Here is a 24,551-nt window from a genome sequence, read left to right on the forward strand (position 1 = left end):
CGGGCCTCGGATGAGGCCCGCTTAACTTACCTAAATTCCACCAATATGGCTGCAACTGCTGCCCAAAAGACGGAACCGATCAACATCATCATATTGATGGTCAACAGACGTTTTAGATGAGGTGGGAAGTTTTCAAGATCGACAGGGTCCAGTTCTCCGATGCGAATAGACGCCTTCGGTAACGTCACCATTCCGGCAATTTTTGATATTTCCAGAAGCGACCAGATTACCCCCCTCTTTCCCAGGCTTGTTCCCCAGATATAAATAAAACGACTGTTTTTCAGCGCATCTTTCATAGAGTCCAAGTGTCGACGACTAAGGTAAAGACTAAAAGTAATGCCAGCAGCGGCAAGCAAAATTGGCCCCCCTGTAACGATGATTGCGATCCAGGGAGGCCAAGTGTCGATACCGGTCATGGCTGCCTTGCCTCGTAAATTTTTTCACCTATGTACTCACCCGTTTTACCACCGTAAGTCGTACCCACCCAGGCGCCAGTGCCTACAACAGCAGCGACGCAGATAACACCACCGATTCCTGTTGTGACGCCTAGTGCTACGCACACTGCAGTACTGGCATAGCTGGCTGCCAATCCGCTTGCAGCACCGATAGCAGTAGACCCAGCGAATTTCCCTCCTTCAGTAAATTTAACCTTCTCACACGCCGCCCCAGAATCCCCATTACACACCTGCTGAATAGCCAACAACGAAGACACCCCACCAAGGCCTATACCGATATAACCACCTGCCTTCATATACTTCGTGGCACGACTAACAGCCTCCACATGAGCCGCATACCCCGGAATCTGACCCGGCCCGCCCGCCTTGTCCCAGTGATGCACCAAGCTGCGGCTGGAAATGCCCAGGGCCGTTTTCAACTTCGGGTGATCGCCCAAGGTTGTCTGCCCGCGCAAGCGCGTGGAGTTGAGCAAATGGGCATCCAGCTGGTTCATCAGTCGCTGACGATCAGCAAAGAACTGCGGTGATCTAAGGTGGCCGTGCTGCCGATAGCTTTCCTGGTGCAAGCGCTCCATCGCCTGGAGTGTGTCGCGCAGATTACTCAGGTGCTTCTCCATCACCACCGCACTCACGCCGAGCCAGGTTGAGGTATGGCCGATAAACCCGGCAATTTCAGCGCCGTGGCGAAACAGGAAGTCGGCCTCGTCTGGCGTCAAGGCATCCAGGGAGGCGTCAACCTGTCGAGCAGCCTGCATCAGTTGCGCTTCCTGATAAGTGCAGGAGGTGTTGTTCGGATCGCTGAGCACGATCATCGAGCCGGCTTTGACGTGCCCTGTGTTGGGATTCAGTGATTGAAACTTGCGCATCACAGCCGGGTCGAGCGTCGGGAAAAGTGCCGCCTCCAGTGCTTCGCGGGACATGCTCTTGGGCACGATATAGAAGCCTGGTTCCTGACCCTGCACGCTGTTGACTACCGTTGGCACTGCATGATCGGAAGGCGTGAAAGCAGACTGAGACGGTGTCACTGGGTTACCGTTTACAGTTGCCTCGCCCGGTTGAGCAACCCGCTGACTCGCTGGCGGTTCTGCTTCTCGCTTTTCGTAGGTGGCCGTTAATACCGAAGGAATCAGCCGGGCTCCACAGGGGCAACTGCTCACGCTATCCAGCGTGCCAGCAACACGTTTTCCATTACGCCTCATATTGGAAATGCCGCCTAGGATCCGAAAACTTCCGGCATGATTTCCGCAAGTGACCCGAGCACCTTCCAGAGCACGGTGAAGGCCACGTAACTTGAATGTTGGATCACCTTCGAGAATTCGTCCGCCGCACGTCGTTTGGTCACCTAAAACAACATAGTGTCCTTTTCTCATTTACTGCCCCACTTAGCTAAAGTTGATCAACACCCGAACCTTGAAGAGGCATTTCCCCACCGTAAAGTCAGACGTTTCCCTAAATCACGTACTCCCTGAGCCGTTCTGACTCCCCCACTCAAAATCGCACTACACCTTGGTGATTTTCATAAGCAGCACCTCAGGTGCCGTTGCTAGGACCCTCGTAGATTTTTTCACCCACGTACTCACCAATTTTTCACCGTAGGTTGAATTTCTCTCCAAACAGTTTCACCAACCATCCTCCGGGCGTACCAACCGAGGCCTAATGATGTCCAGGCCACGATTGGAACGCCGATAACATTTACAGCCAAGGCCATCGCTACCCAAACTACCTATATTTCACCAGCAAGGCTGCAACTATTCCCCAAGTTAGAGCTGTGAAGGCCATCGTAGTAATAGCGATCAAGTGTCGTTTCAAATGAGGAGGGAAATTTTGAAGGTCTATTGGATCCAGCTCCCCACTTATAATAGAAGCCTTCGGCCACACCACCATTCCGGCAATTTTTGCCATTTCCAGCAGGGACCAAAGCAAACCTCTTTTCCCTAGACTACTTCCCCAAATATAAATGTAGTGACTGTTTTTTAAGGCTTCCTTGATAGCATCCAAATGACGATGGGTCATGTACAGACTGTAAGCAAGACCAATTACGGAGAGCAGACCGGGACCTCCCGTGATAATGATCGCGACCCACCTTGGCCAGGTATCGATGCTGGTCATCGCTGTGTAGCCTCGTAAATCATTTCGCCTATGTATTCGCCACCTAGCATCCCATCCACCAAATCATTAAAGCTCCTGCAGCACAGATATGATCGCTAGCCAAACGACACCACTAGTCAGCATCACAAAATCAATCTTCAAAAGAAGCTTCAAATCTTGAGGGAAATCCTTCAGATCTACAGGGTCGAGGTCTCCCAGACGGATATATGCCCTAGGCATCATTACCATTCCTGTAATTTTTGCTATCTCCAAGAGGGACCATACTAAACCTCGCGTTCCTAGGCTCGGCCCCCAAAGATACACATAACGACTGTTCTTCAAAGCAGCTTTTATGGAGTCCAAATGGCGACGGCTTAGATACAGACTATATACAACGCTGGTAAGTCCAAGCAGGAATGGGCCAGCTACAAGGCAGATACCCAGCCAAGACCTCCAAAATTCCTCCGTTATCATGGCAAGGTTTTCTCATACAATTTCTCTCCTAACCCCTCGCCCTTCATACCACCGACAGTCGTACCCAGCCAAGTTCCAGCTCCCACAACGACCGCAACACAAACAACACCACCTATACCCGTAGAGACGCCAAGCGCCAAGCAGATGGGGCCACTTGCTGATTGGGCGATCTTTCCAGTCATATAACCACCAATAGTAGACCCACCAAATTTCCCCCCTTCAATAAACTTAACCTTCTCACAAGCAGCATCCGAATCGCCGTTACATACTTGCTGAATAGCCAGAACCGACGACACTCCGCCAATACCAATCCCGATATACCCGCCGGTCTTCATGTATTTTGCAGCCCGACTCGTCGCCTCAACATGAGCGGCATACCCCGGAATCTGCCCCGGCCCGCCCGCCTTGTCCCAGTGATGCACCAGGCTGCGGCTGGAAATACCCAGGGCCGTTTTCAACTTCGGGTGATCGCCCAAAGTTGTCTGGCCGCGCAGGCGCGTGGAGTTGAGCAAATGGGCGTCCAGCTGGTTCATCAGCCGCTGACGATCAGCAAAGAACTGCGGCGATTTAAGGTGGCCGTGCTGCCGATAGCTTTCCTGATGCAGGCGCTCCATCGCCTGGAGTGTGTCGCGCAGATTACTCAGGTGCTTCTCCATCACCACCGCACTCACGCCGAGCCAGGTTGAGGTATGGCCGATGAAACCTGCGATTTCGGCGCCGTGGCGAAACAGGAAGTCGGCCTCGTCTGGCGTCAAGGCATCCAGGGAGGCATCGACCTGCCGAGCGGCCTGCATCAGTTGCGCTTCCTGATAGGTGCAGGAGGTGTTGTTCGGATCGCTGAGCACGATCATCGAGCCGGCTTTGACGTGACTTGTATTGGGGTTCAGTGATTGAAACTTGCGCATCACAGCCGGATCGTGAATTGGAAACAGCGTGGCCTCCAGTGCTTCGCGAGTCATGCTTTTGGGCACGATATAAAAACCTGGTTCCTGGCTCGAGAGGTTGTTAAATGCGGGCGGCGCCGAATGGCTTGTCGGGGTGTAAGCGTTTTGAGACGGCGCTGCCCAGTGAGTCGTTGGCCGGACCGGCTCCGCGGCTTGCCTGTTGGCACTCACCACCGAGCCACCTCTGCTGTGATACTTGGCTGAAAACACCGAAGGCACCAGCTCGGCTTTACAGGGACAGTCACTGTAGCTATCCAACGTACCGGCCATAAGCCGGCCATGGCTGTTCATGAATGAAATGCCACCGACGATCCTATAGGTTTGCCCATCCTTGCCACAGGTAACTCGGTCACCTTCGCACGCATGAAGAAGGCCATGTATGTTGATTCTGTTATCTCCGTCCAGCACTTCCCCGCCGCAGGTGGTTTTATCACCCAGGCCAATGAAATAACCTACGCTCATTGTTTTTTCCTTAATCTGTTCCGGACGTCCCGGCATATTTCCAACAGGACATTGCGCCCCTGCTATTTCATAGACGGTAGAAAATCTTTTGCCAATGGAACGCCCTGACGTTCAATCAAGATTGACGAGTCTTGAGGCGTATTAATAATCTGGTCGCCATTGCTGAGATAACTGCCTACCAGCGCGAGATGGCCATTATCTTCGCCCGATCCTGTCACGATAGGCGCTTGAGTGCCGTCGGCATATTCCACGTAATCACCCTTGTGTGCCGCACGTACTTGCGAGCCGTCGGCCAATCTAAACTCAAGCCCTGAAGCGGTTTTCTTGATGACACCACCGTTACGGGTCTGACTGCCTTCGGCGGCAATTCGGTAAATAGCAATAGGCGGGTGAGCGTTGCAATAAGCCTGCTGATCCTTAACGAGCTGCAAAGCGCGCTCATTGAAGCTGGATAACTGCTGCTCCGTAAAGGGTGATTTATTTAATTGATTGAGTAAGTCAGGCGTCACTTCATTGGTATATAGCGAAAAGTGCGATGCGTTCATGATGTCTTCCTTATTGATGGTCTTAGCTGACACCCCCAAACTTTGAAGAGGCATATCCCCACCGTAAAGTCAGACGTTTCCCTAAATCACGTACTCCCTGAGCCGTTCTGAACGCCCCACTCAAAATCGCACTACACCTTGGTGATTTTCATAATCAGCACCCCAGGTGCCGTTGCTAGTATCCAGGCACCGCCAAGAACAATAAGGAAACCGCCATGCCGTACTTTCCCGGTGTCGACAAGGTTCGCTTCGAAGGCCCTGCCAGCGAATCCCCCCTCGCCTTTCGCCATTACGACGCCAACAAACTCATCCTCGGCAAACCCATGCGGGAGCACCTGCGCATGGCCGCCTGTTACTGGCACACCTTTGTGTGGCCAGGGGCGGATATGTTTGGCATGGGCACGTTCAAGCGCCCATGGCAGCGCAGTGGCGATCCGATGGAGCTGGCGATCGGCAAGGCGGAGGCGGCCTTTGAGTTTTTTTCCAAGCTGGGTATCGACTACTACAGTTTCCACGACACCGACGTGGCGCCGGAGGGCAGCTCGCTCAAGGAGTACCGCAACCACTTTGCGCAGATGGTCGATCACCTGGAGCGTCATCAGGAACAGACCGGCATCAAGCTGCTATGGGGCACCGCCAACTGCTTCAGCAACCCGCGTTTTGCCGCCGGGGCCGCGAGTAATCCGGACCCGGAAGTGTTCGCTTTCGCTGCCGCCCAGGTGTTCAGTGCGATGAACGCCACGCTGCGGCTCAAGGGTGCCAACTATGTGCTATGGGGTGGTCGTGAAGGGTATGAAACCCTGCTCAACACCGACCTCAAGCGCGAGCGCGAGCAGCTTGGGCGCTTTATGCGCATGGTGGTGGAGCACAAGCACAAGATCGGCTTTACCGGCGACCTGTTGATTGAACCCAAGCCCCAGGAGCCGACCAAGCACCAGTACGATTACGACAGCGCCACGGTGTTCGGCTTCCTGCATGAGTACGGCCTGGAGCAGGAGATCAAAGTGAACATCGAGGCCAACCACGCGACATTGGCCGGGCACAGTTTTCATCATGAGATCGCCACCGCCGTGTCACTGGGGATCTTCGGCAGCATCGACGCCAACCGCGGTGACCCGCAGAACGGCTGGGACACCGACCAGTTCCCCAACAGCGTTGAGGAAATGACCCTGGCCACCTATGAAATCCTCAAGGCCGGGGGCTTCAAGAACGGCGGCTACAACTTCGACTCCAAGGTCCGGCGCCAGAGCCTGGACGAGGTAGACCTGTTCCACGGGCATGTAGCGGCCATGGACGTGCTGGCCCTGGCCCTGGAGCGTGCGGCGGCGATGGTGCAGGACGACCGCTTGCAGCAGTTCAAGGACCAGCGTTATGCCGGTTGGCAGCAGCCGCTGGGCCAGGCGGTGCTGGCGGGTGAGTTCAGCCTGCAGTCCCTGGCTGAGCATGCGTTCGCCCAGGAGCTGAACCCGCAGGCGGTGAGTGGTCGGCAGGAAATGCTGGAGGGGGTTGTGAATCGGTTTATCTATCGGTGACATTTGCACGACAAATCTATGCACAGAGCGTCAAGGGACGCTCTACAGTTCTACCCGCATCACCTTGTGTCTTTCCAACAACAATAAAGGGACGCACCACCATGAAATCATTTAAACGCACCCTGCTCGCCACGGCCCTGGCCCTGCTTGCCCTGCCGGTGATGGCCGATTCTGCCCATCCGAAGATCGGGTTTTCCATCGATGACCTGCGCCTGGAGCGCTGGTCCCGCGACCGCGATTACTTTGTTGCGGCCGCGGAAAAACTCGACGCCAAGGTGTTCGTGCAGTCCGCCGATGCCAACGAACAGAAGCAGATTTCCCAGATCGAAAACCTGATCTCCCGGGGCGTCGATGTGATCGTGATCGTGCCGTTCAACGCCACGGTGCTGACCAATGCCGTGGCCGAAGCCAAGAAGGCCGGGATCAAGGTGGTGTCTTATGACCGCCTGATCCTCAACGCGGATATCGACGCGTACATTTCCTTCGATAACGAAAAAGTCGGCGAGATGCAGGCCAACGGTGTGCTGCAGGCGGCGCCAAAGGGCAACTACTTCCTGCTCGGCGGCGCACCGACGGACAACAACGCCAAGGTGCTGCGCGAAGGCCAGATGAAGGTGCTGCAACCGGCCATCGACAAGGGCGATATCAAGATTGTCGGCCAGCAATGGGTCAAGGAGTGGAACCCCACCGAAGCCTTGAGCATCGTCGAAAACGCCCTGACCCGTAATGACAACAAGATCGACGCCATCGTCGCGTCCAACGACGCCACCGCCGGCGGCGCAATCCAGGCCCTGGCTGCGCAGAAGCTGGCGGGCAAGGTGCCGATCTCCGGCCAGGACGCCGACCTCGCGGCGGTCAAGCGCGTGATCGACGGCACCCAGACCATGACCGTCTACAAGCCGCTCAAGCTGATCGCCACCGAAGCCGCCAAGCTCTCGGTGCAACTGGCGCGCAACGAAAAACCCACTTACAGCTCGCAGTATGACAATGGCAGCAAGAAGGTCGACACCATCCTGCTCACCCCGACGCCGTTGACCAAGGCCAACATCGACCTGTTGGAAAAGGACGGGTTCTATACCAAAGAGCAGATCGCCGGGCAGTGACCGCTATGGCCGACTACCTGCTGCAAATGAACGGCATCGTCAAAAGCTTTGGCGGTGTCAACGCGTTGAATGGCATCGATATCAAAGTCAGGCCCGGGGAATGCGTCGGCCTGTGCGGCGAGAACGGTGCCGGTAAGTCCACCTTGATGAAGGTGCTGTCGGCGGTCTACCCCCATGGCACCTGGGAGGGTGAAATCCTCTGGGATGGGCAGCCGCTCAAGGCCCAGTCCATCAGCGAAACCGAGGCGGCCGGCATCGTTATCATCCACCAGGAACTGACCCTGGTGCCGGACCTGTCGGTGGCCGAAAACATCTTCATGGGCCACGAGCTGACCCTGCCCGGCGGGCGCATGAACTACCCGGCGATGCTGCACCGTGCCGAAGCCTTGATGCGCGAGCTGAAGGTGCCGGACATGAATGTGGCGCTGCCGGTGTCGCAGTACGGCGGCGGCTACCAGCAACTGGTGGAAATCGCCAAGGCCCTCAACAAGCAGGCGCGCCTGTTGATTCTTGATGAGCCTTCTTCGGCGTTGACCCGTTCGGAAATCGAAGTGCTGCTGGACATTATCCGGGACCTCAAGGCCAAGGGCGTGGCCTGCGTGTATATCTCCCACAAGCTCGATGAAGTGGCGGCGGTGTGCGACACCATCGCGGTGATTCGCGATGGCAAACACATCGCGACCACCGCCATGGCCGACATGGACATCCCCCGGATCATCACGCAGATGGTCGGCCGCGAGATGAGCAACCTCTACCCCACCGAACCCCATGAAGTGGGCGAGGTGATTTTCGAAGCGCGCAATGTCACCTGCTACGACGTCGACAACCCCAAGCGCAAGCGTGTCGACAATATTTCCTTCGTGCTCAAACGCGGCGAAATCCTCGGCATTGCAGGGCTCGTAGGCGCCGGGCGCACCGAACTGGTGTCGGCACTCTTCGGCGCCTACCCCGGCCGCTACAGCGCCGAGGTGTGGCTGGACGGCCAACTGATCGACACACGCACGCCGCTGAAGTCGATCCGCGCCGGGCTGTGCATGGTGCCCGAGGACCGCAAGCGCCAGGGCATCATCCCCGACCTGGGTGTGGGCCATAACATCACCCTGGCGGTACTTGATACCTATGCGCACCTGACCCGCATCGACGCCGAGGCCGAACTGGGCAGCATCGACCAGCAAATCGCGCGTATGCACCTCAAGACCGCCAGCCCGTTCCTGCCGATCACCAGCCTCTCCGGCGGCAACCAGCAGAAGGCCGTGCTGGCGAAAATGCTGATGGCCAAGCCCAAGGTGCTGATCCTCGATGAACCCACGCGGGGTGTGGATGTGGGCGCCAAGTACGAGATCTACAAGCTGATGGGCGCGCTGGCGGCCGAAGGCGTGTCGATCATCATGGTCTCCTCGGAACTGGCCGAGGTACTGGGGGTATCCAACCGCGTGCTGGTGATGGGCGACGGCCAGCTGCGGGGCGATTTCGTCAATGCCGGCCTGACCCAGGAACAGGTGCTCGCCGCGGCGCTCAGCCAACCTAATAACCTTCGGAAGACCCTGTAGATGAATCAGGTCAAACACCTTTTCACCCGCTACAAAATGCTCGCGCTGGTGATCGCCGTGGCGTTTATCTGGCTGTTTTTCAGCTGGCAGACCGAGGGCGGCTTCCTCACCCCGCGCAACCTGTCCAACCTGCTGCGGCAGATGTCGATCACCGGAATATTGGCGTGCGGCATGGTGCTGGTGATCATCAGCGGCGAGATCGATTTGTCGGTGGGCTCGTTGCTCGGGCTGCTGGGCGGGCTGGCGGCGATCCTCGACGTGGTTTATCACGTGCCGCTGCTGGCCAACCTCAGCCTGGTGGCGCTGTGCGGCCTGATGATCGGCCTGGCCAACGGCTACATGACCGCTTACCTGCGCATCCCCTCGTTTATCGTCGGCCTGGGCGGCATGCTGGCATTTCGCGGGATTCTGCTGGGGATTACCGGCGGCACCACCATCGCGCCGGTGTCGCCATCGCTGGTGTATGTGGGCCAGGGTTACTTGCCTCACACGGTAGGCGCAGGGCTGGGTGTAGTGCTGTTCGCACTGACGCTTTTTCTGACCTGGAAACAACGGCGTAACCGCGCGCTGCATGGCCTGGCCGCGCACTCGCTGGTGCGTGACGGGCTGCGTGTGGTGCTGATCGGCGCGGTGCTCGCCGGGTTTGTCACCACCCTCAACAGCTACGACGGCATCCCGGTGCCGGTGCTGCTGTTGCTGGTGCTGCTCGGCGTGTTCAGCTACGTCACCAGCCAGACCGTTTTTGGTCGACGGGTGTACGCGGTGGGCAGCAATATGGAAGCCACACGCCTGTCGGGCATCAATGTGCAAGCGGTGAAACTGTGGATCTTCGGCATCATGGGCGTGATGTGCGCCCTCGCCGGCCTGGTCAACACCGCCCGCCTCGCTGCCGGGTCACCGTCGGCGGGCAACATGGGTGAACTCGACGCCATCGCCGCCTGCTTTATTGGCGGCACCTCGATGCGTGGCGGCTCGGGCACGGTATACGGCGCGTTGCTCGGGGCCTTGGTGATTACCAGCCTGGATAACGGCATGTCGATGCTGGACGTGGACAGTTACTGGCAGATGATTGTGAAGGGCAGCATTCTGGTGCTGGCGGTGTGGGTGGATGTGAGTACGCGGGCGGGTCGGCGGTAAGCCCATGCTTACCAACACTGAGTAACCCTGTGGGAGGGGGCTTGCTCCCGATGAGGGAGTGTCAGTGAACACATCTGTGACTGACACACCGCCATCGGGAGCAAGCCCCCTCCCACATTTGTCTGCATTCCAAATGAGGGGTTGGTGGCATTTGGTCATGGTTTTTAAAGGGCCAGCAAGGCGTGTCTCTTTAAATTGCAGGACGTTTCCTAGACAATCCCTGCCGCCTTGTGCCTGCTGGAATCGATGGCTAGTCTGCGGTCCGTCACTGCCAATTCAGTGATCGGGTTTAGTCGCCCGGTATTCCAAAAGGCGCATGAACCACCCATGTTTTACGGTGGCTGTGCGCAGGGCGCCCTTGGGTGCGCCGGATTTTGCCTTTTGGCCGGTCGACTAACCTGCGTACAGCCGCCACCCTACGTTTAGTCGCGAAAGGTTCGGCTCCTTGAAACCAAAAGGAAGCTAAACAATGAGTAAAGTCCTACCCGACCCACCCCGCGATCCCGCAAAAGACCGCGCCGCCTTCAACCGCGCCATCGACCACTACCTGCCCACCCAAGGCTTCCACTGTGTCAACGAAGACCTGAGCTTCGAAGACGCCCTGCTCTACACCGCCAGTCTGCTCGATAGCGCCTCCGCCACCGCACTGGATTGCGGCGAGCTGCTGCAAAGCCCCGAGCGGGCGAAGATCCTGGCGGTGTGGCATTTGCTGGAAATTGCCAAGACCACGGTGGATCGCTCCATCGAATGCCTGACCTGCACAAAAGCCACTGCCTAAAACGCGGTTAAAACTGTGGGAGGGGGCTTGCTCCCGATGGCGGAGTGTCAGTAAGCACATTTGTTACTGACATACCGCCATCGGGAGCAAGCCCCCTCCCACATTTGTCTGCATTCCAAATGAGGGGTTGGTGGCATTTGGTCATGGTTTTTAAAGGGCCAGCAAGGCGTGTCTCTTTAAATTGCAGGACGTTTCCTAGACAATCCCTGCCGCCTTGTGCCTGCTGGAATCGATGGCTAGTCTGCGGTCCGTCACTGCCAATTCAGTGATCGGGTTTAGTCGCCCGGATTTTGAACAGGCGCATGCTCCCATGAAGCTTTATGGTGGCTGTGCGCAGGGCGCCCTCGGGCGCGCCGGGTTCCTGTTCTGACCGGTCGACTAACCTGCGTACAGCCGCCACCTTCGTTTAGTCGCGAAAGGTGTCAGCTCCTTGATATTCAGACAGGAACTACACCATGAATAAAGTCCTACCCGATCCACCCATCGATCCCGCAAAAGACCGCGCCGCCTTCAACCGCGCCATCGACCACTACCTGCCCACCCAAGGCTTCCACTGTGTCAACGAAGACCTGAGCTTCGAAGATGCCCTGCTCTACACCGCCAGTCTGCTCGACAGCGCATCCGCCACCGCGCTGGACTGCGGCGAGCTGCTGCAAAGCCCCGAGCGGGCGAAGATCCTGGCGGTGTGGCATTTGCTGGAAATTGCCAAGACCACCGTGGATCGCTCCATCGAATGCCTGACCTGCACAAAAGCCACTGCATAGAACGCGGTTGAAACTGTGGGAGGGGGCTTGCTCCCGATGGCTGAGTGTCAGTCAGTATCTGCTTGACTGATACACCGCTATCGGGGGCAAGCCCCCTCCCACTTTGATCTCCCACATTGATCTCCATTTTTTCCAGGGGTTATTGCGCACAAGAACTAAATGTCCATAATAGACAAATTAGTTTACCTGGAGACATCCATGTCCAATGCCCCCCTCATCATCGATCAAGTTCAGGCGCGGGCATTGCTCGCCCAGATAGACGTGCCGCTTATCCTGCGCAAGCTGTTCTGCGACCTGGCCGCCGGGCAGGCCGTGCAACCGCCGCAGCAGTGGGTGGAGTTCCCCCACGGTGCCGGTGACTTTATCAACTACCTGGGGGTGCTGGCCGAGGACGGGGTGTATGGGGTCAAGACCTCGCCCTATATCGTGCGTGAGCAAGGGCCACTGGTGACGGCGTGGACGCTGTTGATGTCGATGCACAGCGGCCAGCCGCTGCTGTTGTGCGACGCTTCTGAGTTGACCACTGCGCGCACCGCCGCGATCACCGCATTGGCGGTGGACGCCCTGGCCCCGGCGACGGCACAGCGCCTGGCGATCATCGGCAGCGGCAAGGTCGCCCAGGCGCACCTGCGTTATGTGCAGAACCTGCGCGACTGGCAGCACATCCGCCTGTACTCCCCCAGCCTTGGCAGTGCCAGCGCCGACACCCGTGCGCAGTTGACCGGCCTGGACCCGCGCCTGGCCCTCGCCGACACTTGCGATGCCGCTGTAGAGGACGCGGATGTGATTATGCTCTGCACCTCATCGGCAGGCCCAGTGATCGACCCGATGCGCTTGCGCAAGCCTGCCCTGATCACCTCCATCAGCACCAATGCACCCCGTGCCCATGAAGTGCCCCCGGCGTGCCTCAACCAGATGCAGGTGTATTGCGACTACCGGCAGACCACCCCGGGCGCGGCCGGCGATATGCTGATCGCCAGCGAACAGCACGGCTGGGACAAGCGCGCAGTGCTCGGCGACTTGCCCGAATTGCTCAGCGACATGGCGCAACGTCCAAACTACGATCGGTCTGTATTTTTCCGCTCCATCGGCCTGGGCCTGGAAGATATTGCATTGGCCAATGCCTTGTACCAACTGCAGCGCTAACCCGGAGATTTTTATGCAGCAGGCAGACTTCATCATCATCGGCGGCGGCATTGCCGGCGCATCCACAGGTTTCTGGTTGTCGCAGCACGGCAAGGTGCTGGTGCTGGAGCGTGAAAACCACCCGGCCTATCACTCCACAGGGCGTTCGGCGGCCTTGTATACCGCGGCCTATGGCACCCCCCAGGTGCGCGCGCTGACCCTGGCCAGCCGGGCGTTTTTCGATCAACCGCCAGCGGGCTTCTGCGAGCATCCACTGCTCACACCCCGCGGCGAAATGACCGTCGACTTTAACGGCGATCCAGCTGAGCTGGACAGCCAATACCTGAACGCCAAGGCTACTGTCGAACAGGTGGAACGCCTGAGTGCCGACGAAGCCTGTGCACGGCTGCCGATCCTGCGCCGTGAGAAAGTCCACGGTGCCATCTATGACCCCACCGCCTGCGACATCGACACCGACGCCCTACACCAGGGCTATCTGCGCGGTATCCGCCGTAACCACGGCGAGGTACGCACCGACAGCCATGTGCTGGGCCTGAGCCGCGATGCCGACGGTTGTTGGCAAGTGCGTACCCAGGATGCAACCTTCAGCGCCCCAGTCATCATCAACGCCGCCGGCGCCTGGGCCGACCATATCGGCGGGCTGGCCGGCGCGGCGGCCATCGGCCTGCAACCCAAGCGCCGCTCGGCCTTTATCTTCGCCGGCCCCGATGGTGTGAATAGCCATGATTGGCCAATGCTGGTAGCCCTCGATGAAGCCTTCTACATGAAGCCGGATGCCGGCATGTTCCTTGGCTCGCCGGCCAACGCCGACCCAGTGGAGCCCCAGGACGTGCAGCCCGAAGAACTGGATATCGCCATGGGCATCTACCAGATTGAAGAGGCCACCACCCTGACCATCCGCCGCCCGACGCGCACCTGGGCCGGGCTGCGCAGTTTCGTGCACGACGGTGATTTGCTCTGCGGTTTTGACCCGCAGGTGCCAGGGCTGTTCTGGGTGGCAGCACAGGGTGGTTATGGTATCCAGACGTCGCCCGCCATGGGCCAGGCCAGCGCCGCACTGGTGCGCGGCGCGCCGCTGCCCGAGGCGCTGACGCGATTCGGCCTGGACGCTGGTATGCTCTCCCCCGTCCGCCTGGAGCCCCATTGATGACCATCGCCGAACAAGACACCGTCATGCAAAACTTTCGTGGCATCGCCGATGCGATCGCCACCCTGTTCTTTCCCCATGCGGAAGTGGTGCTGCATGACTTGCGTACGCAAACCGTCGACTACATCGCCAACAATCTATCTAAACGCAGTTTGGGTGATGATTCGTCGCTGGAGGACATGCTGGACGGTGACATCAGCGAAGTGAATATCGGCCCTTACGAAAAACTCAACTGGGACGGTCAGAAAATTCGCAGCCTGAGCACTGTGTTGCACGACCACAAAGGTCGCCGGCTGGCCGTGCTGTGCATCAACCTGAATATCTCGATGTTTGAAACCGCCAAGGCGGCGCTGGACCTGTTCCTGTCGCCGAGCAAGCTGATCGCCCAGCCGGATGCACTGTTTCGCGATGATTGGCAGGAACGCATCAACACGTTCCTGCATGCCTGGCTGCGCGAGCGTCAGCTGAGCCTCAACCTGCTGACCCGCGACCACAAGCGTGAACTGGTGCTGGCGCTGCATGCCGAAGGCGCATTCAAGGGCAAGAGCGCCTCCAACTATGTGGCCAATGTGCTGGGCATGGGGCGGGCGACGGTCTACAAGCATTTGAAGGAGTTGAAGGGTTAACGCCCGCCACACCCGTTCGCCGCAGTGACCTTCAGTCGCCGTAGATATCGGTCTTGAAGTACTGCTGCGAAATCTTCTGGTATTCGCCACTGGCTCGAATGCCATCGATGGCCGCATTCAACTCGCTGACCAATGCCGTATTGCCCTTGCGCACCGCAATCCCCGCACCCTCGCCCACGTATTTCGGATCCTTGAGCTCCGGGCCGACAAAGGCGTAGCCCTGGCCGCGTGGCATCGCCAGGAAGTCGCTCAGGGGGATGGTGTCGGCAAAGATCGCATCCAGGCGCCCTGCTGCCAGGTCCATGTAGATTTCTTCGTTATTGCTGTAGCGCTTGACGTTGATGCCCTTGGGCTCGAACACCTCGGTGGCATAACGGTCGGTGGTAGTGGCGCGCTGCACGCCGACGTTCTTGCCCTTGAGGCTGGCGTACTGGTCATCCACTACCGCACCGTCCTTCATCACCAGGCGTGAGGAGGTGAAATAATACTTGTGGGTGAAATCCACTGATTTCTTGCGGTCTTCGTTGATGGTCATGGACGACAGCGCCATGTCGATTTTCTTGACCTTGAGGGACGGAATCAGACCGTCGAACTCACCTTCGACCCACACACACTTGACCTTCATTTGCGCACACAGGGCGTTGCCGATGTCGTAGTCGAAACCGACGATCTTGCCGTCACCAGTCTTTGAGGCGAACGGCGGGTAAGCGGCCTCGATGCCGATACGCAGCGGTTTCTCGGCGGCGAGCAAGTGACTTGCGGCAAACAGGCTCAGGGCCAGGGCGGGGATAAGGTGACGTTTCTTCATGATCGGGTTCTCGCGGGTTGTTGTTGGTTTGGCAAGAGTGAAGAAAAACGTGTAGCGATGAATTTGTACTTATAATTCCATACTGGACTTTTATGTTCTTAGCGTCAATTCAGAGCAAACACATAAAAATGTGGGAGGGGGCTTGCCCCCGATTGCGGTGTATCAGCCACCTTTACAGTGCCTGACACTCTGCAATCGGGAGCAAGCCCCCTCCCACACTTGGATCTACAGTGCCTGTGAGATCTTACTTGGACACCGGCATCGCAAATTCCGCGCCCTGCTCAATGCTCTCCGACCAACGCTGCATGATCGACTTCTGCTTGGTGTAGAAGCGCACGCCCTCGGTGCCGTAGGCATGCATGTCGCCGAACAGGCTCTTCTTCCAGCCACCAAAACCATGCCAGGCCATTGGCACCGGGATCGGCACGTTGATGCCGACCATACCCACTTCAATGCGGCGAGCGAATTCGCGGGCGATGTTGCCGTCGCGGGTGAAGCAGCTGACGCCGTTGCCGAACTCATGGTCGTTGACCAGCTTTACCGCCTCGGCGAAATCATTCACGCGTACACAGGCCAGAACCGGGCCGAAGATTTCTTCGCGGTAGATGCTCATGTCCCGGGTCACGTGGTCGAACAAGGTGGCGCCGAGCCAGAAGCCGTTTTCCAGGCCGGGCTCGGTGGGCAGGTAGTCACGGCCATCGAGCAACAAGTGCGCGCCGGCCTGTACGCCCTGCTCGATATAGCCGCTGATGCGCTCCAGCGCGGCCCGCGACACAATCGGACCCATTTCGGCTTTCAAATCGCGGCCATCGGTGATGCGCAACGTCTTGGCGCGCTCGGTCAAGGCGGCAATGACTTTATCGCCCACATCCCCCACCAGCACCGCCACCGAGATCGCCATGCAGCGCTCGCCGGCACTGCCGTAGGCGGCGCCCATCAGCGCGTCGACGGTACGCTCGATATCGGCATCGGGCATCACCACCATATGGTTCTTCGCCCCGCCCAGGCCCTGCACGCGCTTGCCGTGACGTGCACCGCTCTCATAGATGTACTGGGCGATGGGCGTGGAGCCGACAAAACTCACGGCCTTGACGTCGGGGTGTTCGATCAGTGCGTCCACCGACTCCTTGTCGCCCTGCACCACGTTGAACACACCTTTGGGCAAGCCGGCTTCACGCAGCAGCTCGGCCATGAACAGCGCGGCACTCGGGTCAGTAGGGCTGGGCTTGAGGATGAAGGTGTTACCCGCCGCGATGGCGATGGGGTACATCCACATCGGCACCATCACCGGGAAGTTGAACGGCGTGACGCCAGCGACGACGCCCAGAGGTTGGCGCATCGTCCAGTTGTCCATGCCACGGGACACCTGGTCGGAATGCTCGCCCTTGAGCAGGTTGGGAATGCCGCAGGCGAATTCGAGGATATCGATGCCACGGTCGACTTCGCCCTGGGCATCGGTGAACACCTTGCCATGCTCGGCGACGATGATGCGCGCCAGGTCGTCCTTGCGTTCGCGCAGCAGGTGCAGGTATTCGAACAGTACACGGGCGCGGCGGATCGGCGGCGTGTCGGCCCACCCGGCAAAAGCAGCCTGGGCGGCATCGACGGCTTCGGCCACGGTCTGGCGGCTGGCCAGGGCTACGCGCCCGGTCACTTCGCCCGTGGCTGGGTTGTAGACGTCCTGGTAGCGATCATCGCGGCTGACGCGCTGGTCGTTGATGTAGTGTTCGATGGTGGTGTTCATGGCAGTGGATCCCCGGTGGGTAGCGTTGGGACACACGATAGGCTTTCGATTTGTTCCAAACCAGAGCAGAATCCAGAACTTATTGTCCTGATAGGCGAACAATACACTCATGGAAAAGGCTGAGATCGAAGGCTTGTGGACCCACATTCACTGGCTGTCGGTGTTGGAGGAACACGGCACCTACACCGCTGCGGCTGCCCGCCTGGGGGTGAGCAAATCCGCGGTCAGCCAGCGTATCTCCGACCTGGAGAAAGCCACCGGCACGCGCCTGGTGACCCGCACCACGCGCAGCGTGCGACTGACCGAGGCCGGGTTGTCCTTGACCCGCGACGTGCGCAGCGCCTACGCGCAGATCGCTCGCAGCTTCTCCTCGGTGCGCGACTCGGTCGGCGAGATTCGCGGCCTGGTACGCCTTACCGCCCCGGTGGCGTTCGCTCGGCAACAACTGGTGCCGCATCTTTCCGGTTTTTTGCAGCAGTATCCGCAGGTGCGCATTCAGCTCGATGTATCCGACGCCTTGAGCTCACTGGCGGCCGAGGGTTACGACCTGGCGGTGCGCCATGGTTTCCAGGTGCCGGAAACCCATGTGGCGTGGAAGCTGTGCGACACCACCTCGGTATTGGTCGCCACTCGAGACTACCTGCAACACCACGGCGAACCGCGAACCCCGGCAGATCTCAGCGCGCATAACTGCCTCTACTACCCACGGGGCAGCGACCAGCCGGCCTGGACCTTCGAACGCGGCGGTAAAAACAGCCAGCGCGTCACCGTGCCCATCGCCGGCAGCTTTTCCACCAACAACAGCGAAGCCTTGCGTGACGCGGCGCTCAACCACCTGGGCATCGCCCTGCTCCCAGACTTCAGTGCCCAGGCCGCTTTAGCCAGCGGCAAGTTGGTGCAGGTATTGAAGGGGTGGACGCTCAAGGGTGCGTTTGCCGATGAGATCTATTTGATCAGGCCGTACTCGCCCCATGTGCCCAAGGCAGTGACGGCGTTGGTGGGGTATTTGAAGGAGAAACTGGCGGGAGGGTTTCGGTTCATTTGATCAAAGGTGGTATTGGCTGGCATCAGTGAAAATGTGGAAGGAGGCTTGCCCCCGATACGTAACCACGATGCGAAGCGAGCCGCTCTTGATCTTGATCTTAGGCGCCCCGTTAAACCACGCTGGCCGGAATTCGACAGGGATTTGGGGGGTAAACCGGCAGGGATGCCGGTTTAGCCGCCCCGCGCCATGGATGGCGCGTGGCGGCGCCCCCCCAAATCCCTGTCGGATTACGGGCACACCGAGCCTGGGCGAGGTGCCGAGTGGTGGGGCAAGGACCTTTTGCTTACTTTTGGGTCCTTCTGTACGGACCGGACACATGGTTGACACCTGTGCGGGGACATAGTGGACACATTATGCCCCGTAGTCAGGGTTGTTTACGTCGAAGGTCCGTAGAAATTGATGGCAGAAATAGACGTCAAACAAGCCATCTCTTTCAGCGTTAGGGCGTATTGCTATGTGTTGCCCACGCAGGCCTTTGGCGATGCTGAAGTAGCGTTTCTGAAAGCGAAATCGACTGTCATAAACCTTTGCCAATACATCATCTGGGCCATATTCAAAGTCCGACAGTTGCTGTGGATATGCCCAGGGGCTACTCCGATAGCGGTCCATCGGCACCTTGTAGCCCAGCGCCTGATGAGGGCGCTGCAGGTTATAAACCTCACGCCATTGATCAAAAGCCGATTGAGCGTCCATCAGTGTGGAAAAGTACCGTCCATCAAGTACTTCTGCTTTGAGCGAGCGGTGGAAACGTTCGATCTTTCCATTGGTTTGAGGGTGGCGAGGACGGCTGAAGCTGATCCGGATTCCCAGGCGAATCAGCCAGATACTCAACTCTGAAACCTCACCTGGATTGCGTGGCGAGCCCCAGGGAGCACCGTTATCAACGTTGATCCGAACCGGCAAGCCATAGCGCTGGAAAACCTCAATCATCTTCTCCTTCACCGTGGCTCCCCGTTCGTTATCACAGGCCTCAATGGCTAGGCTGAACCGGGAGTGGTCGTCCAACAGAGTCAGGGGGTGGCATCGACCTTGCTGCAGTGCGAAATGCCCTTTGAAATCCATCTGCCAAAGATCATTAGGCGCGTCGTGTTCAAATCGCAGCGTCGCCGAATGCTCCTTCAGAGACGGTTGAATCAGGTCATGCCGGTGCAAGATATTGGTGACGGTGCTGGGGGCGATGCGCTTTTCCAACAGGCTACTAATTGTGCGTCCGCCCCATGCTGGATGGGCCTGTCTAAGTGTGATGACTTGTGCTTCCAAGGCCGTCTGGGTCAGTTTGGGACTGCTCGCTGGTCTGCGGGATTTCTCTTGCAGACCAGGCTGACCCAGCGCCTCGTAGCGTTTGAGCCACTTGTACGCTGTTTGTGGGCTGATACCGAATCGTCGACACAGCTCACGTTTGTTGCTGCCGGGTTGCCGTGCTAAGGCAACGAACTCTTCTTTCAGGCTCATGGTGTCTCTCGTAGTCCAAGGCATGATGGCTTCCCGGCGAAGTTAGTTCGCCGCAAAGTGTCCACCATGTCCCCGCACACCCGTCAACCATGTGTCCGGTCCGTACAGGTCCTTCCAAAAGTGAGCCGCTGTAAGAGCGGAACCAATAGTGGCCGTCACCTAAACAATGGATATGTACTCGAACCCATCCAACATTCCGGTCGGCTATCAGGCCGCCATCGGGAGCAAGCCCCCTCCCACAGGTACAGCGCCATACCAGAAGTTGTGTAGATACCTATGCCCCGATGAGGGCGTCCAATAAGTGCACCTGTGGCTGACCCACCGCCATCGGGGCCCCCTCCCACATTTGCTATAGCTCATTCCTCGCGAATGCTTGCCTGATCCTCCGACTTATCAGCCCCTGCCATAGATAGCCCTTGCGCCGTAGTCTAGAGTCCAATAATGCGCGCGGGGTGGGGATGAAAATCCTGCCCGACCGCGTCGCCACACCAAGTCGCCCATGAGCGACCCCGAGGGAAGGCCATGCCGCACTCCCCTTATAAAAAACAAAGCACCACCAACCGTTGATCAGCAGGTGAGCCATGGAATTACGTATCAACCAAAAGGCCTATCAAGTCGATGCCGAAGCCGACACCCCCTTGTTGTGGGTGATCCGCGACAATCTGGGGCTGACCGGCACCAAGTACGGCTGCGGCCTGGCCCAGTGCGGCGCCTGCTCGGTGCTGGTGGACGGCAACGTGGTGCGCTCCTGCGTCACCCCGGTGGCGGGCGTGATCGGCCGCGAAATCACCACCATCGAGGCCATCGAAACCGATGAGGTGGGCAAGCGTGTGGTCGCCACCTGGGTCGAGCGCCAAGTGGCGCAATGCGGTTACTGTCAGTCCGGGCAGGTGATGGCGGCCACTGCATTGCTCAAACACACCCCGGCGCCCACCGCTGAGCAGATTAACGCGGCGATGATCAACTTGTGCCGCTGCGGCACTTATAACGCTATCCAGAGCGCCATGCAGGACCTGGCAAAGCAGGAGAGCGTCTGATGAATACGCCCATCAAGATTCCTCAAGGCCTGCTGGACCTGGCATCGGGTGAGCCTATCAATCTGTCCCGCCGCCGCTTCCTGGCCAGCACCGCCGTAGGCGCGCTGGTGATCGGTTTCGGCTTGCCGCTGGGCTCGGCCCGAGTACAAGCGGCTACCAGCGCCGCCGAACGTGGCACCCAGGTGCCGGCGTTCCTGGAGATTCGCCCGGACGGCAGCGTGCGCTTGCTCAGCCCGTTCATGGAAGGCGGGCAAGGCACCCACACGGCCATGGCGCAAATCGTCGGCGAAGAACTGGATGCCGACCCGGCCACTTTCATCGTCGAAAGTGCGCCGCCCGGCGAAGCCTATGTAGTGATGGAAAACGGTATGCGCATCACCGGCGGCAGTATGTCGGTGCGCATGAGCTATCCGACCATGCGCCGCCTCGGCGCCCTGGCGCGGGCCATGCTGCTGCAAGCGGCGGCTGAACAAATGGGTGTGCCGGTGGCGCAATTGACTACCCAACCCGGCCGCGTGGTGCATACCGCGTCGGGCCGTTCCCTGGGCTATGGTGAATTGGCCGGCCGCGCCCTGGACATGCCGGTGCCCGACCCGGCCAGCATCACCCTGCGCGACCCGAGCCAGTTCCGCTGGATCGGCAAGCCGGTCAAGCGCCTGGATGCCTACGACAAATCCACCGGCAAGGCGCAGTACTGCATCGACCTCAAGGTCGACGGCATGCTCCACGCCGCCGTGCAGCATGCGCCGCGCCTGGGCATGAGCGTGGGCAGCCTGCGCAACCAGGCCGAGGTACAAGCCATGCAAGGCGTGCACTCGGTGCATGTGCTGCCCGGCGCGGTGGCGGTGGTGGCCGAGCGCTGGTGGCACGCCAAGCGCGCGGTCGAGGCCATCCAGGTTGACTGGCAGCAAGCCCCTGCCGATTCGACGGTACGGGTGATGCCGGCAGATTTTTCCAGCGACAAGCACCGCGACTTCCTCGCCGCCCAGCAAGGCCCGGCCCGCGATGACGAAAACGAAGGCGACGTGGCCGGCGCGCTGGCCGCTGCCAAGACCCAGGTGCAGGCCACCTACCACAACCAATACCTCAACCACGCCCAGCTTGAGCCGCCGTCGGCCCTGGCACGCTACAACCCGGACGGCACCCTGGAGGTGTGGTTGCCCAACCAGGCGCCGGATATGTTCCGCAACGACATTGCCAAGCGCACTGGCCTGGCCGCCGAGAAGATCACCTTGCACTCGCCCTTGCTGGGCGGTTTCTTTGGCCGGCATTTTCTCTATGAGTCCGCCAACCCTTACCCCCAGGCCATCGAGTTGGCCAAGGCCGTGGGGCGCCCGATCAAGCTGATCTGGACCCGTGAAGAAGAGTTCCTGCGCGATGTGCTGCGCCCGGTGGCGGTGGTCAAGTTCCGCGCCGGCCTGGACGCCAACGGCCTGCCGGTGGCCATCGAGGCGGTCAGCGCCACCGAAGGCCCGACCGAAGCCCTCGCCGGCAAACAGGGTGAAAAAATCGACCCAACGGCCATGGAGGGGCTGTCGGGCAAGGCCTATGCAATCGCGAACAAACGCATCGCGCAGATCTACGTCAAGGGCCCGGTGATGCTGGGCTACTGGCGCTCTGTAGGCAACTCGCTCAACGATTTCTTCTACGAAGCGTTCCTCGATGAGCTGGCGGACAAAGGCGGTCAAGATCCCTTTGACCTGCGCCTGCACCTGCTACGTGATAACCCGCGATTGACCACCCTGCTGCAAGCCGTGGGTGAGCTGTCCGGTGGCTGGAAGCGTGGCCCGTTCACCGCCGAAGACGGCAGCCGGCGTGCGCGGGGCGTGGCCATGGCGTCGCCGTTTGGCTCCCATGCGGCGGTGATCGCCGAAGTGTCGATTGAAAACGGCCAGGTCAAGGTGCATGACATCTGGCAGGCCATCGACCCCGGCAGCATCGTCAACCCGGCGATCATTGAAGCCCAGGTCCACGGCGCTGTGGCCCTGGGGTTGTCGCAAACGTTGATCGAGGAAGCGGTGTACGTGGATGGAAAGCCACGGGCACGCAACTACGACCTTTACCCAGTGCTGCCGCCTGCGCGGATGGCGCGGGTGCATGTGCGTATTGTCGAGAGTGGCGAAAAGATGGGCGGTATCGGCGAACCGCCGCTGCCCGCGGTGGCGCCGGCGGTGGCCAACGCGGTGGCGCAGTTGACCGGCCAGCGCATCCGCAGTCTGCCATTGAGCCGCTACACCTTTAGCTAACCGACAGGGAACGCCCATGAACAACCGCCGATTCGCAAGAACCGCAGGGTGGCTGGTGCTGCCCTGCCTGGTCGCCGCAGGCCTGCTGGCCTGGTACGTCACACGCCAGCCCGCTTCGCCTTTTGAACAGCAACAGGCTACAAGTTTCGAGCCCGCCTTGGTCAGTCGCGGCGAATACGTTGCGCGGGTGAGTGACTGCGTGGCCTGTCACAGCCTCGCCGGCAAGCAGCCCTTTGCCGGTGGCCTGGAAATGGCCACGCCACTGGGGGCGATTCACGCCACCAACATCACCCCCGACCGCGAGCATGGCATTGGCGCCTATAGCCTGGCCGACTTCGACCGCGCCGTACGCCACGGCGTAGCGCCGGGCGGGCGACGGCTGTACCCGGCTATGCCCTACCCGTCCTATGTAAAGCTCAGCGATGACGACGTGAAGGCGCTGTACGCGTTTTTCATGCAAGGCGTGCAACCCGCCAACCAGGCGAACATCCCCAGTGACATTCCCTGGCCGCTCAATATGCGCTGGCCCATCGCCCTGTGGAACGGCGTGTTCGCCCCCACCGCCACCTATACGGCCAAGCCCGGCCAGGACGCACTGTGGAACCGTGGCGCCTATATAGTCCAGGGCCCCGGCCATTGCGGCAGTTGCCATACACCCCGTGGCCTGGCCTTCAACGAGAAAGCCCTGGATGAGTCCGGCGCGCCGTTCCTCGCCGGTGCCCTGCTCGACGGCTGGTACGCGCCGAGCCTGCGCCAGGACCACAACACCGGCCTGGGCCGCTGGAGCGAGGCGCAGATCGTGCAGTTCCTCAAGACCGGGCGCAATGCCCATGCCGTGGTCTACGGTTCGATGACTGAAGCGTTCAACAACTCCACGCAGTTCATGCAGGACGAGGACCTGGCGGCCATCGCTCGTTACCTCAAGTCACTGCCCGGCGACCCGCAGCGTGACGGCTCACCGTGGCAGTATCAGGCGGTCGCCAACACCCCGGCGCAAAACCCGGGCGCCCATACCTATGCCACACGCTGCGCCTCGTGCCACGGCCTGGACGGCAAGGGCCAGCCGGAGTGGATGCCGCCATTGGCTGGGGCCACATCAGCCTTGGCGAAGGAAGACGCCTCCGCGATCAACATCACCCTCAACGGCTCGCAACGCGTGGTGACCGCCGGCCTGCCGGACGCCTACCGTATGCCGGCGTTCCGTGAGCAACTGTCCGATCAGGAAATCGCCGACGTGCTGAGCTATGTGCGCGGCACCTGGGGCAACAACGGTGGCGCGGTCGATGCGAAGGCTGTGGGTAAATTGCGCGGGCATACCGACCCGGCGAGTAGCAGCCCGATCATCCTGCATATGCGCTGAGTGATGTATGAACTGTGGGAGGGGGCTTGCTCCCGATGGCGGTAGTTCAGTCACAGCTGCATAGACTGACACACCTATATCGGGAGCAAGCCCCCTCCCACATTTAGT

General features: G+C 59.5%; 21 protein-coding genes. 13 read left to right on the forward strand and 8 right to left on the reverse strand.

Translation table 11 applies throughout. The annotated features are described in order from the left end of the window. Positions 1 to 26 precede the first annotated feature (26 nt). The 5 genes from BLU48_RS13290 to BLU48_RS13315 form a co-directional block, all read right to left on the reverse strand. Positions 27 to 416, reverse strand: coding sequence for a hypothetical protein (locus tag BLU48_RS13290; protein ID WP_057025334.1), 390 nt, complete (start codon positions 414 to 416; stop codon positions 27 to 29). Continuing rightward, the gene (locus BLU48_RS13295) at positions 413 to 1,825 is read right to left on the reverse strand and encodes a PAAR domain-containing protein (protein ID WP_057025335.1); all 1,413 of its coding nucleotides are present in this window, start codon (positions 1,823 to 1,825) and stop codon (positions 413 to 415) included. Before BLU48_RS13295 ends, BLU48_RS13290 begins: the two co-directional genes overlap by 4 nt. A gap of 349 nt (positions 1,826 to 2,174) precedes the next feature. Beyond that, positions 2,175 to 2,564, reverse strand: coding sequence for a hypothetical protein (locus BLU48_RS13300; protein WP_057025336.1), 390 nt, complete (start codon positions 2,562 to 2,564; stop codon positions 2,175 to 2,177). Between the two features lie 449 nt (positions 2,565 to 3,013). Further along, the gene (locus BLU48_RS13310; protein WP_057025337.1) at positions 3,014 to 4,423 is read right to left on the reverse strand and encodes a PAAR domain-containing protein; all 1,410 of its coding nucleotides are present in this window, start codon (positions 4,421 to 4,423) and stop codon (positions 3,014 to 3,016) included. Positions 4,424 to 4,485: 62 nt separating this feature from the next. Next, positions 4,486 to 4,968, reverse strand: a complete 483-nt coding sequence (locus BLU48_RS13315; protein ID WP_057025338.1) for a hypothetical protein — start codon at positions 4,966 to 4,968, stop codon at positions 4,486 to 4,488. Positions 4,969 to 5,183: 215 nt separating this feature from the next. On the opposite strand from BLU48_RS13315, the gene xylA reads away from it, so the two are divergent. From xylA to BLU48_RS13360, 9 genes are all read left to right on the forward strand, one after another. Then, entirely contained in the window at positions 5,184 to 6,500 is a 1,317-nt protein-coding gene (gene xylA, locus BLU48_RS13320; RefSeq protein ID WP_057025339.1) for a xylose isomerase, read from the forward strand. A 101-nt stretch (positions 6,501 to 6,601) separates the two neighbouring features. Further along, positions 6,602 to 7,603 carry a D-xylose ABC transporter substrate-binding protein gene (gene xylF / locus BLU48_RS13325; protein WP_057025340.1) on the forward strand — a complete coding sequence of 334 codons (1,002 nt, stop codon included), beginning with the start codon at positions 6,602 to 6,604 and terminating at the stop codon, positions 7,601 to 7,603. 5 nt (positions 7,604 to 7,608) lie between these two features. After that, entirely contained in the window at positions 7,609 to 9,153 is a 1,545-nt protein-coding gene (gene xylG / locus BLU48_RS13330) for a D-xylose ABC transporter ATP-binding protein (RefSeq protein WP_172833420.1), read from the forward strand. Beyond that, positions 9,154 to 10,290 carry a sugar ABC transporter permease gene (locus tag BLU48_RS13335; RefSeq protein WP_056846024.1) on the forward strand — a complete coding sequence of 379 codons (1,137 nt, stop codon included), beginning with the start codon at positions 9,154 to 9,156 and terminating at the stop codon, positions 10,288 to 10,290. It begins immediately after the preceding gene. Positions 10,291 to 10,759: 469 nt separating this feature from the next. Next, positions 10,760 to 11,068, forward strand: coding sequence for a DUF6124 family protein (locus BLU48_RS13340; RefSeq protein WP_057025342.1), 309 nt, complete (start codon positions 10,760 to 10,762; stop codon positions 11,066 to 11,068). Positions 11,069 to 11,523: 455 nt separating this feature from the next. After that, on the forward strand, positions 11,524 to 11,832 hold the full coding sequence (locus tag BLU48_RS13345; protein WP_057025343.1) for a DUF6124 family protein: 309 nt from the start codon (positions 11,524 to 11,526) through the stop codon (positions 11,830 to 11,832). Positions 11,833 to 12,030: 198 nt separating this feature from the next. Next, positions 12,031 to 12,978, forward strand: coding sequence for an ornithine cyclodeaminase family protein (locus BLU48_RS13350; protein ID WP_057025344.1), 948 nt, complete (start codon positions 12,031 to 12,033; stop codon positions 12,976 to 12,978). Between the two features lie 13 nt (positions 12,979 to 12,991). After that, on the forward strand, positions 12,992 to 14,125 hold the full coding sequence (locus BLU48_RS13355; RefSeq protein WP_057025345.1) for an NAD(P)/FAD-dependent oxidoreductase: 1,134 nt from the start codon (positions 12,992 to 12,994) through the stop codon (positions 14,123 to 14,125). Then, a complete protein-coding gene (locus BLU48_RS13360) occupies positions 14,125 to 14,751 on the forward strand; it encodes a helix-turn-helix transcriptional regulator (protein ID WP_057025346.1) in 627 nt (208 codons plus the stop codon). The genes BLU48_RS13355 and BLU48_RS13360 overlap by 1 nt, the downstream gene beginning before the upstream one ends. Before the next feature lie 31 nt (positions 14,752 to 14,782). Here BLU48_RS13360 and BLU48_RS13365 read toward each other — a convergent pair whose 3' ends face one another. Beyond that, entirely contained in the window at positions 14,783 to 15,559 is a 777-nt protein-coding gene (locus tag BLU48_RS13365) for an ABC transporter substrate-binding protein (RefSeq protein ID WP_046072119.1), read from the reverse strand. Between the two features lie 244 nt (positions 15,560 to 15,803). Then, positions 15,804 to 17,303 carry a CoA-acylating methylmalonate-semialdehyde dehydrogenase gene (locus BLU48_RS13370; protein ID WP_057025347.1) on the reverse strand — a complete coding sequence of 500 codons (1,500 nt, stop codon included), beginning with the start codon at positions 17,301 to 17,303 and terminating at the stop codon, positions 15,804 to 15,806. 109 nt (positions 17,304 to 17,412) lie between these two features. Between BLU48_RS13370 and BLU48_RS13375 the strand changes: the two genes are divergently transcribed. After that, positions 17,413 to 18,348, forward strand: a complete 936-nt coding sequence (locus BLU48_RS13375; protein WP_057012394.1) for a LysR family transcriptional regulator — start codon at positions 17,413 to 17,415, stop codon at positions 18,346 to 18,348. 351 nt (positions 18,349 to 18,699) lie between these two features. Here the strand turns inward: BLU48_RS13375 and BLU48_RS13380 are convergent, their stop codons facing one another. After that, on the reverse strand, positions 18,700 to 19,824 hold the full coding sequence (locus tag BLU48_RS13380) for an IS481 family transposase (RefSeq protein WP_057025743.1): 1,125 nt from the start codon (positions 19,822 to 19,824) through the stop codon (positions 18,700 to 18,702). Between the two features lie 557 nt (positions 19,825 to 20,381). Here BLU48_RS13380 and BLU48_RS13385 point away from each other — a divergent pair. Genes BLU48_RS13385 through BLU48_RS13395 form a run of 3 tightly spaced genes read left to right on the forward strand, consistent with a single transcriptional unit; the run spans position 20,382 to position 24,443 of the window. Continuing rightward, on the forward strand, positions 20,382 to 20,837 hold the full coding sequence (locus BLU48_RS13385; RefSeq protein WP_057025381.1) for a (2Fe-2S)-binding protein: 456 nt from the start codon (positions 20,382 to 20,384) through the stop codon (positions 20,835 to 20,837). Beyond that, positions 20,837 to 23,083 (forward strand): xanthine dehydrogenase family protein molybdopterin-binding subunit, encoded by a 2,247-nt coding sequence (locus BLU48_RS13390; RefSeq protein ID WP_057025382.1) that lies wholly within the window; start codon positions 20,837 to 20,839, stop codon positions 23,081 to 23,083. The genes BLU48_RS13385 and BLU48_RS13390 overlap by 1 nt, the downstream gene beginning before the upstream one ends. 16 nt (positions 23,084 to 23,099) lie before the next feature. Next, complete coding sequence (locus BLU48_RS13395; RefSeq protein WP_057025383.1) at positions 23,100 to 24,443, forward strand: c-type cytochrome; 1,344 nt, start codon at positions 23,100 to 23,102, stop codon at positions 24,441 to 24,443. Positions 24,444 to 24,551 lie beyond the last annotated feature (108 nt).

The sequence above is a fragment of the Pseudomonas synxantha genome, from assembly GCF_900105675.1.
In the GTDB taxonomy this organism is placed as follows: domain Bacteria; phylum Pseudomonadota; class Gammaproteobacteria; order Pseudomonadales; family Pseudomonadaceae; genus Aquipseudomonas; species Aquipseudomonas synxantha.